The 10,948-nt window shown below is 47.9% G+C and carries 14 protein-coding genes and 1 riboswitch; of the genes, 4 read left to right on the top strand and 10 right to left on the bottom strand.

Annotation, left to right across the window (positions count from 1 at the left end; genetic code table 11):
- Window positions 1-2 precede the first annotated feature (2 nt).
- From EBB_RS04990 to EBB_RS04960, 7 genes are all read right to left on the bottom strand, one after another.
- The gene (locus EBB_RS04990; RefSeq protein ID WP_192392738.1) at window positions 3-674 is read right to left on the bottom strand and encodes a precorrin-8X methylmutase; all 672 of its coding nucleotides are present in this window, start codon (window positions 672-674) and stop codon (window positions 3-5) included.
- Window positions 671-1,531, bottom strand: a complete 861-nt coding sequence (locus tag EBB_RS04985) for a sirohydrochlorin chelatase (RefSeq protein ID WP_192392737.1) — start codon at window positions 1,529-1,531, stop codon at window positions 671-673. Before EBB_RS04985 ends, EBB_RS04990 begins: the two co-directional genes overlap by 4 nt.
- An 8-nt stretch (window positions 1,532-1,539) precedes the next feature.
- Window positions 1,540-2,349: a precorrin-4 C(11)-methyltransferase gene (gene cobM, locus EBB_RS04980; protein WP_192392736.1), complete on the bottom strand. Its 810-nt coding sequence runs from the start codon at window positions 2,347-2,349 to the stop codon at window positions 1,540-1,542.
- A complete protein-coding gene (locus EBB_RS04975; RefSeq protein WP_192392735.1) occupies window positions 2,346-3,029 on the bottom strand; it encodes a CbtA family protein in 684 nt (227 codons plus the stop codon). Before EBB_RS04975 ends, cobM begins: the two co-directional genes overlap by 4 nt.
- Window positions 3,030-3,037: 8 nt before the next feature.
- Entirely contained in the window at window positions 3,038-3,214 is a 177-nt protein-coding gene (locus EBB_RS04970; protein WP_192392734.1) for a CbtB domain-containing protein, read from the bottom strand.
- A gap of 112 nt (window positions 3,215-3,326) precedes the next feature.
- Window positions 3,327-3,544: riboswitch (cobalamin riboswitch) on the bottom strand.
- Between the two features lie 266 nt (window positions 3,545-3,810).
- Complete coding sequence (locus tag EBB_RS04965) at window positions 3,811-4,332, bottom strand: 2-hydroxyacyl-CoA dehydratase family protein (RefSeq protein WP_192392733.1); 522 nt, start codon at window positions 4,330-4,332, stop codon at window positions 3,811-3,813.
- Window positions 4,322-4,621: a DUF6794 domain-containing protein gene (locus EBB_RS04960; protein ID WP_192392732.1), complete on the bottom strand. Its 300-nt coding sequence runs from the start codon at window positions 4,619-4,621 to the stop codon at window positions 4,322-4,324. Before EBB_RS04960 ends, EBB_RS04965 begins: the two co-directional genes overlap by 11 nt.
- Before the next feature lie 1,020 nt (window positions 4,622-5,641).
- Here EBB_RS04960 and EBB_RS04955 point away from each other — a divergent pair.
- The 3 genes from EBB_RS04955 (at window position 5,642) to EBB_RS04945 (ending at window position 8,116) form a co-directional block, all read left to right on the top strand.
- Complete coding sequence (locus EBB_RS04955) at window positions 5,642-6,193, top strand: Pycsar system effector family protein (RefSeq protein WP_192392731.1); 552 nt, start codon at window positions 5,642-5,644, stop codon at window positions 6,191-6,193.
- Window positions 6,194-6,216: 23 nt separating this feature from the next.
- Window positions 6,217-6,735: an ImmA/IrrE family metallo-endopeptidase gene (locus EBB_RS04950; RefSeq protein WP_192392730.1), complete on the top strand. Its 519-nt coding sequence runs from the start codon at window positions 6,217-6,219 to the stop codon at window positions 6,733-6,735.
- 187 nt (window positions 6,736-6,922) lie between these two features.
- Window positions 6,923-8,116, top strand: a complete 1,194-nt coding sequence (locus EBB_RS04945; protein ID WP_192392729.1) for a hypothetical protein — start codon at window positions 6,923-6,925, stop codon at window positions 8,114-8,116.
- Window positions 8,117-8,399: 283 nt separating this feature from the next.
- Here the strand turns inward: EBB_RS04945 and EBB_RS04940 are convergent, their stop codons facing one another.
- The 3 genes from EBB_RS04940 to EBB_RS04930 form a co-directional block, all read right to left on the bottom strand.
- On the bottom strand, window positions 8,400-8,585 hold the full coding sequence (locus EBB_RS04940; protein ID WP_192392728.1) for a hypothetical protein: 186 nt from the start codon (window positions 8,583-8,585) through the stop codon (window positions 8,400-8,402).
- Complete coding sequence (locus EBB_RS04935) at window positions 8,578-9,345, bottom strand: HNH endonuclease signature motif containing protein (protein WP_192392727.1); 768 nt, start codon at window positions 9,343-9,345, stop codon at window positions 8,578-8,580. Before EBB_RS04935 ends, EBB_RS04940 begins: the two co-directional genes overlap by 8 nt.
- Before the next feature lie 65 nt (window positions 9,346-9,410).
- Entirely contained in the window at window positions 9,411-9,728 is a 318-nt protein-coding gene (locus EBB_RS04930; protein WP_192392726.1) for a hypothetical protein, read from the bottom strand.
- Between the two features lie 562 nt (window positions 9,729-10,290).
- Between EBB_RS04930 and EBB_RS04925 the strand changes: the two genes are divergently transcribed.
- Entirely contained in the window at window positions 10,291-10,917 is a 627-nt protein-coding gene (locus EBB_RS04925) for a DNA adenine methylase (protein WP_225587243.1), read from the top strand.
- Window positions 10,918-10,948 lie beyond the last annotated feature (31 nt).

Here is a 10,948-nt window from a genome sequence, read left to right as displayed (position 1 = left end):
AATTAACCAAGCTGGGTTTGTTCCGCTTCGGCCAACGCCAACAATGCATGAATAGCGGCAACCACCAGTGTCGAGCCGCCTTTGCGACCGTCAATGACCATCCAGGGAATATCCCTGAGTTCACTGGCGAGCGCTTTGGATTCCGCTGCCGACACAAAGCCCACCGGCATGCCGATCACCAGAGCGGGTTTGATTAAGCCGTCGCTAGTCATCCGCACTACTTCCAGTAGGGCTGTTGGCGCATTGCCGATTGCGATGATGCCGCCGTCCAGCAAATTGAGTTGCTGGGCTTTGCGCATGGCTTGCACCGCGCGGGTGCTGTTCTCAGCTTTGGCCTGGGCAATCACATCCGCATCGGCGATGAAATGATGCGTAGCGACGCCGAAGTAATCCAGCCGAGGTGTGGACAAACCCACGCAGATCATTTCCACATCGGCGACTATCGGCGCGCCACGCCGAATCGCCAGCAAACCGGCGGCGACCGCTTCGGGATGAAAACGTACCAGGCCGTTGAATTCAAAATCGGCCGAGGCGTGAATGATGCGTCTGACCACTTGCCATTGCTGGTCGTTGTAGTGATGCGGCCCGGCTTCGCGGTCGACAATGGCGAACGAGTCGTGCTCTATCCGGCGGCCGGCATCGGTAAGTTGCTCGGTGACGATGTTGCTGGTCATACGCTGGCCTGGGGTGCGTGCGCGTGATGGTGGTGGCCATCGCCATGGTCGGCGGCAAATTCTCGGTACTTGCAGCCGTCGCACTCCATCATGGCCGGGGCTAGCCTGTCAGTGGCTTCGGTGATGCGGTTTTCCAGCATGGCGAAAATTTCCGCTTCAAAACCCAGATAGTCGGCGAGTCCGAAATAAATCTGCGGGTATTGGCGTTGTAAGCGCGCGACCTGCCGGTGGATGCGTTCGATCAAGGTGCCGGTAAACAGGTAGTATGGCAACACGACAATCTGCCGCATATCCAGCGTGTGTTGACGCTGCACGATGGCTTCCAAGCGCGGATGAGTGATGCCGGTAAAGGCGATGTCGACCATAGGATGCTCGCCTTCTTCATACAGCCAGCGCGCCATTTTGGCGACTTCGCCGTTGGCGACCCGGTCCGATGCGCCACGGCCCAGCAGTATCACGCCGGTGTTGCGCGGGTCCGGCATGTCCAGCGTATGCAAGGCCTTGCGCAGATTGCGTTTTAGAATGGCGAGTATGTCTTGGCTGGCGCCCAGGTGGCGGCAATAGACAAACGCGACTTGCGGATGCCGCAAGCGGGCATGTTCGATATGCTCGGGGATTTCCATTTTGACGTGGCCGGCGGCATTTAGAATCAACGGCACCACGACCACCTGGCCGCCATGCGCCGCCGCCCGATCCAGCCCTTCTTCAATCAGAATCTCGGCGAACTCGATAAAGCACACTTCGATACGCCATTGCGGCTGGTGGGCGCGCCATTGCTCGGCAAAGGCTACAATTTCCCGGTTGCCGGATGGCTCGCGTGAGCCGTGGCCGATCAATAAGATGGTTTGATTTTGCATAGGTTGTTTTAGGGTTTGACGGCTTGACGGAATCGATGCGAGAACTCGGCATCGTAAAGTTTTGAATGCTGAATCTCCGGCCAGTAACGCGCACCCAGGGCAGGGCTGGCGATGATCATCGCCTGACTATTGATTTTTTCCGCCCGGCACTTAGCGCCAATGTCGCTAAGGGTGCCGCGAACGATTTTTTCCTGGTCCGGCCAGCTGGCTTTTTGTACCACCAGTATCGGTGCATCGTCCTCCCAGCCGGCGGCGAGCAAGGCGCGTCGGACTTCCGGGAGCAAGGTGATTGAAAGAAAAATGCACAAAGTAGTGTGATGGGCAGCTAAGGCTTCCAGTTCTTCACCCGCCGGCATCGGCGTGCGTCCGGCGACCCGGGTAAGAATCACGGTTTGGGTGACTTCCGGCAAGGTCAGTGTTTCACCGGCAGCCGCAGCAGCTGCCATCGCAGACGATACACCCGGTACCACGGCCCAGTGAATACCTGCGGCATCCAACGGCCGCACCATTTCCACCAGTGCGCCATACAGGCCGGGATCCCCGGTTTGCAAGCGCACCACGGTTTGATGCCGCTGCGCTTGAGCGATCAGCCAGTCGGTAATGTCCGCCAGCGTCATGTCTTTGGAGTCGCGAATTTTGCATGTGTCCGGCGCGTACATCGTCGCTGCCTGATTGACCAGCGAGCCGGCATAAAGGACGGCACCGGCTTGTTGCAGTAGGCGTTGGGCCTTGACGGTAATCAGTTCAGGATCGCCAGGTCCCGCCCCCACGAACCAGACCTTGCCCAGGGTGTGATCGGTTTTATCGCTAGCGTTCATGGCTGGTTTGGCGTCCGATTAAACGTTATGGTCGATAACATGCCTAACACTGTCCAGAACGCGCCGTTAGTCAGCGTACTGGCCCAGCGAAATTGTGTTTGCAAGGCCTCAGGTGCCAGACTTGTAACGATTTCAGGCTGCGGCGCGCCCAGTAAATGTGGCGTGATCATGGCCAATGCGCCAAGCAGTCGTAATGACCAGCGGCCTTGCAGAAGTAGCAAGCCCAGCCCGAACGCTGTTGCCAATGCGGTAGCAAGCCACCAGCCTTGTCGACTCAACACTGCTGCCGTGCTGGTGCCGGGTAAGTCCGGCGGCAAGCCTAAAGAAGGCGCGGCGAAAAAGACGGTGTAACCTGCCAAGCCCCAAGCCAAGCCTTGCAGGATGCCGGATGGCTTGCGCAGGGCGTAGGCGCCGGTCAACATCAAGGCAAAAGCTATTGCCATCAGGGCGTTGCTGCTGATAGTAGATACAGTTCTCTGCCAGCCGTCCTCAGGCTGCCATGCGACTGCATTGTGAGTATGGTCGTCGGCAGTATGTGCATGGGCATCCGCTTCGGCGGCAACTTCGTACATTTCTGCCTGCAAAATCAGTGGCGTGACCCAAAACATCTGTAACACCGATAACAGCAGGGCGGCGGCGATGCCAGCCAATGCCGATGAAAACACCATGTGTTTGAACATATCGGGCGTTAATGGCAAGGAAAGCCGGTGGCGTGACGGGTGTCGTGAGTGGCGTTGTGTATTTCGGCGAGCGGTGCGAAGCCGACGACTAACAGCAGGGTAAAACCCAGTAAAATAGCGGACAAGGCGGCAACAGGCCGAGGAGTTGCCAGGGTTTCCGGTTGGGATGGGCTTAGAACGAACATGTCGAGTCTCCTAAAATATCAGGGATAATTGGAGCCGACCGAGCAAGAAAACACGCACGCACAAATACAGCTCACGCTGCATCGCTGGCATACGGCTCCCCTCCGGAGTCGGCATCCTACATTCGATCAGGCCGGTCTTCTGGCTTGCCGTCATCTGAATCTACCGCCTTCCCACACTAACCGTGCAGTGGCAAAAAGGAGATTCATCAGGCTTACAGCAGCGGGGGCTGCGCCGGATTTGACCGAGATTAATCTCAAATCGCACCGGACTTCCCGTTTCACCTTGATACGCAGAACGCATACCAAGACACCTAATCGTGGCAGAGAGTATAAACGAAATGACGCTAAATGAGAATTGAATTGGCTGAGCCTTATGTTTACTTAGGCAAGATTCAATGTTAGTTTTTTGCCCGAATATCCTGAAAGGATAAAATCGAAAGACTCCTGAAAACAACCAAACTCCGTTATTCCCAGGCCGTGCTTGAAGACATCGACTATAGCAACAACGTGGCTTAGATCCCTTGCAGATACAGACCTTGGCGACAGGTGAATGGATGCGGCAAAAACAAAACCTGTTCCTGAATTGATGTGGAAAGTTAATTATCCGTGACGTCGGGTCGCTCGTGTGTAGACTTATAGTAATAAGATTCCACCGACAAATCCAGAAACACCTGGTAGTGTTGTGAGGCCAGTAAGGCATATTGCTGCGCTTGATTAACCAATTCCTGGCGCTTACAAGCCAAGCTCATTTGGTCGTATATCTGGAAATAATTGAGGTGCACAAACTTTTGTCGGATAGTAGGTATCTGGCGTGGAGCCTCATTTTTGACGCGCTCTTCAACCTCATCTAACAGCCTATGAAATTCCTCGATAGCTTCTTCAAAGCGCCCTACTTGCTGGAGAACTAATGGTAGGCTTAACCACTGGCTAAGAGAATAACTACTAGGGTGTTGCCGCATCAACTCAGCGGCCTCTTGTAAGCAGGCAACGGCAGCTGGCAATTCGGCACCTTTGCATTTGCCCGCCTCGCGCTGGAGCGCCGCAACTCGCTGACCAATCGGCCCGTTTGCTGTTTCTACCGAATATTTAGACCCTGGCTGGCTATCGCTATGCGTCATCCTGCAGCCGCTCCCAAAGCGCCCGGATAATGACGCTACTTGCATCATCCGGATGAATGTCGGCGCCGCAAGCCGCCGCCAACTCGCTGCCGGGGCTGTGCAGCCCAAACGCATTCCGGATCGCAACGCCAAGGCAAAAGTGGAACTGCTCCAGTTCGTCTTCCTGCACGCTGGCAACCGCATGGCGTTCGGTGTCGTTCATGATGAGCAAAAGCCGGTCAACAGCCTCATCGACCTTGCGCGGCGGTTGTAATATCTCGCGACTGAGCGCTGACCAAATTTCAGTCAATTTGACCTTCCTTGTTGCCTGGCGGCTGCTTAGGTTACGTTTTCACGGCTTTGTCACAGGGTTTTCCACAGAAGCTGAGGATAACCGGTGGTGTCTAGTCAAACCACAAAGAACCCGCAGATCAGCGCGAATGCTATTGCGAGCCACTGGAGCCAATCCAAACGCTTCTCAAATATCGGCTCTACCAATGGCCGAAACATATTGCTTTGCAGCGAATCGAGTTGGTGATTAATTCACGCCGGCAGCAATCAGTAAAAAATGACAAATTGCACACCACCTAGGACCAAGGTGCCTTGCCATGAAAAACGATTGGTCATGAAAGCTGTATCTGACAGCAAGCCTCCAGCTATTGAGCGGTTTCGGCGGTAGTGGCGTTTTGACATGGGATCGACCAATTACCCTTTCAAATTAATACCCGCTGTAACGATCATCCCTGGACGCTATCATCGCCCACTACGCCTATCTAAGCAACACCATCATTCTCCTAGGTTAAAAAACTTCCTTCACAACCACCGGAACGCCATGTCGAATCCATCGAGATCCTGAGCTAAACTCAGGCTTCCAAAATCACTGGATCGACAATACTCACCTCCAGACGGACACCTTCACCGATTCGCCTCGACCGGTTTACCTTGCCAATTTTGCAGAGCAGCAAGCTAAAATTAGTGGCAGCAGTACCCGGTCACATGAAAGCGAATGGCTTGATTGGATTTCAATCTTCTCAAGCTGTAAGGATCGACCATTAAGGGACGATCAAAAATTTAGTCCTACGGCAGTTTTAAGTCAGAAAGCTTCCGTTCTCGTTCTGGTCTACCCGTAGAAATTTGACAAGACTTTCTGTAGAATCTGTCGGTTACCTAAGATGCGCAGCTTGCATTGTGCGAGCTTTCTTTTTGATACTTAATCATGCTGCTACAATTTGTAGTGATTGCTACGGTAAACGGGCTAGTAACGACTTAACAAGTTTGATTCCACTGCTGACTGTAGATGGTTTTGTTAATTACATATGACCTATAAAGAATGAGTGAGTCAACAACAAACGTAAAACCTCTGGAAAGTGAGACTAGCAAACCGAATGTAGCCAAAGATTTTATATCGCATCAGCACGGTTATATACGCGAGATGATAGGGTTTGCTGACAGAAAGGCTTCTTTTTTTTTGGCCAGCAGTGCACTAGAGCTTGGCTATCTTTCGAATCAACATGCCTTTGATGCGTTTCAAGCACATATTTGTCAGTTGAGCATAGGCCAAGCTTTTGGCGAAGTTGCAATTTTGTTTTTGGGACTCACTATATTTTCATCCTTGATATGTGTATGGCCAAAATTTGGCAAAGAGCAAAATGGGAGGGTGCTCTCATGGCTGGATATTGTGGATGGTCATCCAAGTAAAAATGATTTTGTTAACAAGGTTCTCGGTATGAGTGATGATGACTTTAGGTCTGAGATTCTTGCCCATTCGTTTGACTTGTCAAAAATTGCTAAACAAAAATTTACCGTCTTACGATATTCTGCGATTTTTATTTCGGCGGGAACAATTCTTAGTCTAGTATCTCTAATCTCTGGAATTAACTAATAAAAATTATGAGGAGGCTATAAATGTCTGAACATTATTGTCAGCCAGAATCATGCAACCTACCGCGAGCAGAAATCAATAATTTTTCAAAGGCTGTAACTAAGCATTTTAGTTATAACCCTGGAGATGATTTGTTGCCTATTATACAGGCTCTTGGCGGTTGTATTATCTATGATGATTTGTGGGATTTGAAAGAATCTAATTCAGGGTCAATAGTTATAGAAAAGCCTGGTGATTTTAGAGTAATATTGGCTAATCATACTAGTCAGTTGCGAGATCGCTTTACAATTTGTCATGAGTTAGGACATTATTTTCTGCATTATTTGTTGCCAGATAAGGAAACACCTATGCGTGCAGCGCGATATGGACAAAATAGGGCTGAAACTGAGGCAAATTGGTTTGCCGCTTCTTTCTTAATGCCAGAGGAAGAGTTTAGAGATTACTTTATTGAAGTAGGCGGCAATATTCTATTGCTATCCGAGAAGTTCAAGGTATCCCAGCAAGCGGCGACAGTAATGGCAGGGCATCTTGGTCTAGCATAACCTTTGGTGCTACCTAGTACATGATGTATCTATAAAAATCAACAGCATATGTAACTTTGTCAGCCGCACAAGCCAAAAATATCTGTACAAACTATTTATTCATCCAACAAAAACACAACTAGCGCTAAAGCTTAGCAATTGGGTGATTCTCGTCGAAATGTGGTCAGCAACCTATTTGATATAAACAATGGATCAAGAAAACCCTTCGCGGTTTGAACCAGAACTTCGCCTATTTTTAAGTGCTGATATTGTAGGTTCGACAGCATTCAAACAGCTTGCAAGACGTAGCCCTAGACACGACGACACATATTTACCCGGCAAAGTCCCAGTAGAGTCCTGGGTTTACGCTATATCAGGGTTCTTTCGCGAATTTTCTACTGGCTTTCAACGAAAATGGGAGCTAACAAAAAAAGATCTACCGGATGACTGGGCTGCTGTGGTCAAGGCAGAACCAAAGTTCTGGAAAGGGCGAGGCGATGAAATCTTATATAGCGCTAGACTGTCAGATCCAAGAGAAGCGCTCGCTTTGATCCGTGCATGGGTTGAAACCATGCATGAGCAGCGTTCAAAATTTCAAAACCGGGACGATGAGGCTATTTTAGATATTAAAGGTTCGGCATGGATTGCAGGGTTCCCGATAAATAACGCTTTTGTTTGCTTCGAAAACAATTTCGGTGATAGATCGGAAAATAATAATATTCCCGATGACCCTGTTATTTCAGCATTTGAACTATATAGAAATAAGTGTGACAGCAACGGGCATCAAATAGTGGTTGACTACATAGGCCCATCTATTGATACGGGATTTAGAATTGCAACACTCGCGACGCCGCGAAAATTTATTATTTCTGTAGATCTAGCGTACTTGGTTGCATACTCTGCTCTTGATATAAAGTCAACTTACCAAGGAGGCGTTCGTAAGCCAGAAATATATTTTGACGGTCGTGTGTCGCTGAAGGGAGTGACCGGAGGCTGTGCATACCCATGCTTTTGGTTGGATGCAGGAAAAGGTGACCGATTGAATGAACATGAAGATAAGCTTTCTAACTTGCGTCCCGTAACACATGAAATGGTTCGTGACTTTTGTGACGAATACTTCAAGTCATCACAGCATCGATTCGTCATGCGGCCATTTATACAGCGCTGCAGCTTTGGGCATTTTGATAACGTTCCTCAGCGTCATGACGAACTAATGGATCGACTTAACAGCTATCTGGAAGAGGAAAATCTCAAACGATCAAAAGAAACCACCGACATCGAAGCCAAGAATGACCCTGAAATAAGTGATTCTATAAACTCAGCAAGTGTGGAAACTTCTATCCCAGATTTAACAAGTCTTTTGGATAAACTACACAAAATTCAGCAAGGTGATGTCGATTAAACTATTTAAAAAGCACTTGGTTAGCTCGGAATTGTAATAAAGCATCCGTTCATTGGCTTGAATAACTGCTTAGTAGCGCCCAACCTCTGTCAAGTCAATCATAAGCGCCTTCGTCCGCTTGGGGTCGAGGCTGTGTAAAAACCCAAAATAAAAATTTAAATTCAAAATTTCTCCCACACTGGGCGCTTTTTCTTGGATACCATTGAAAATATACCCCACTCGGCCATACGAATGGCAAAATAATTCCCAGGGATTTTCCGCTGGCTTTGGAATTTTTACGTTTTTACGCAGCCTGGGTCGATTGCGTCAATTTGCTGCGTTCAAAAGCAATGGTCCAATAATGGCGTAATGGTATCGGAATCGATGCTTGGTTTGAACCGGAAGTAGTGGCGGTTTTCAATCGGAATTGATGGCAGGTTTGAACTGGAATATGCAATTCAAATGGAAATTCGCGGGACTTTTTATTCATGATCTGCGAATGGGTGATAGTTCGGATTTGATTTTGCACGATTGATACGACCCAGTTTGGTATTGTCTACACGATGCTGAAGGAAAGTAATCAACTCGTTAAACCGATCTGTTGGCAGTAATTTCCAATCACACTTAAACTCACGCTTCAGGGCCGCGTGAATAGCCATATACTTGAAATCACCAGTCTTATTAGAATCACCCTTTTGAAATTCTTGATAGCGATCAATTAAGTATTTGCAGTAAGACAACATTTTTCTATCGTTTGCTATGCTTCCAGCCGGTGGTGCAATTGTAATCTTCGACTTCGTAGTTTTGACGTTTACAGTGTGTGCTTGAATAGCCCCAGGACTCTGAATTGCAATTTGACCTGAATTCGATTGAATGGTCACAGACATGTAATTGTCCAAAAGTCTCTGTGCCACCTTAGTTGTCATCGGAGAAATTTCAACCAATTCAGGTTGCTCATGCTTGCGCTTTATAATTTCGAGAACTTGCGTTGAATATTTATTAGGTTCGGAGTCGATTATTTTATGATGCCGCGCGCAGAGAAGTATGAGATTGGCTGCAGCATGACGCTCAAGATCACTTTGGTTTTCGTCAAAGCGCGGGCCGCCCTGGCTTGAAGAGCGGATATGGCATATCTCGCCTGTAATCGTTCCTGACTCTTCGATTAGTGGTGTGTGGCAATCAGGAAATGCACATTGATTACAGGAGAGGGCGAAAAGCCTTTTGATTGTTGACAGTGTTGGACCAGCCATGTGTAACCTAACAAAAAGTAAACAAAATAAGGCACTCAACTATCCAATACATTCCCGCTCCGTTGTTAAGTTTTTTTGTTAGATATATAGCTTCTTAGATGAGTTTTTGCTGCAAACTCCGGCTTCAAACCTCTTAGTTCCGTTTCTTTTTGGCTGCCATCTGGAAGAAACATAATTAATGTATCACCATGTACAACGAATTCCGCAGAATAACTTTTACCTTGATGTTCTATTGTTATTTCATCATTCATAAGAAAAACATTAAATTCTTTTTGAGTGTTTTCGTTGTTGATGGTCAAATGAACGTGCATCCCAGTTTCACGCCAAGATTTTAATCCTTCGCCACAAGAACAAATAAACTCATCAGCATATTTCAGTGGCAAGGCTTCATGCTTAGCCGAATATTATTGCCCGCACTTGGAGCAAGCTTCATTTTTCAATTCTGTTAGTTTTCGTGAAGATATAAACTTCCTAATTTTTGTTCTTTATTAAGTTATTTTATTTCTTCAATATACCACCGGAGATCAATACGTTCCAGGCAATTGGTTAGACGTGGTTAAAGATCGCTTACGGTTAATCGACGGCCGTCAGTCTGCCTGTGAAAAACCTAGATGAACAGATTGATACCACGTGCCCAAGCACGCCACGAGTCGAGTGCAGCTAGAAACCCTTCGCCGAATATCAACAGGAACATTAAAGTCGCCCCATATCTCACGGTAAAATTTAACGCAATCTTTCAAATCCTTGTCTACTAAACACAATAGGCAAAAAGCGATACCGGTTTAAATGGTGGTTTAGCGAAATGTCTGTGAACCATGTGCAAGATCAAAATCACGGACGATTAATTGATTTGCTCTACTTGACATCATCGTCAGAATTGACGATGATTAGTGCATGATATACCCAGGCGGAAAAGGCAAATGCTACCAGCGGCTAATTAATTTGATGCCAGCACACACAACCTATATTGAATCTCACTTAGGTGGCGGAGCTGTGCTAAGGAACAAAAAGACCGCTCAAATCAATTTTGGTATCGATGCAGATGAGGCGGTTATTGCTAACTGGCAGCAACGGTATCCGAACTATTGCACTCTTGTTCACGGTGACGCCGTTTCGTTTCTTGAGAAATATGATTTTCAAGGAGGGGAGTTAGTTTATGCTGACCCCCCATATTTACCCGAATCTCGAAGAAATTCGAAAATTTATCGGCATGAGTATTCGTACAAGGATCATTGCCGGCTGTTGGATGTTTTGATTGCTTTGCCTTGCATGGTAATGCTTTCGGGTTACGACAATTCGATGTATGAGCTGCGACTGGCAAATTGGCGCAAATCAACGTTTTTGTCAAAGACCCACGTAGATGTACGTACAGAGTGTGTCTGGATGAATTTCCCCCCCCCAACTAAGCTTCATGATGCTTCATATTTCGGGGAGACATATCGAGATCGGCAGACGAACAAGCGCCGCCACCAGCGTTTGTTTGATCGGTTTGACCGTATGGAACCAGTTGAGCGAGAGCACCTTTTGCATGCACTCAATGCCCAGTACTTAACCGAGTCGAGACACTTATGAGGCAGTCCGCTGCAATTTTCATAGACTCTGC

Origin of the sequence: Methylomonas fluvii (genome assembly GCF_014850975.1) — a bacterium.
GTDB lineage: Bacteria > Pseudomonadota > Gammaproteobacteria > Methylococcales > Methylomonadaceae > Methylomonas > Methylomonas fluvii.
Note: the sequence above shows the minus strand (reverse complement) of the source record. Positions and strands in the feature narration are given on the sequence as shown.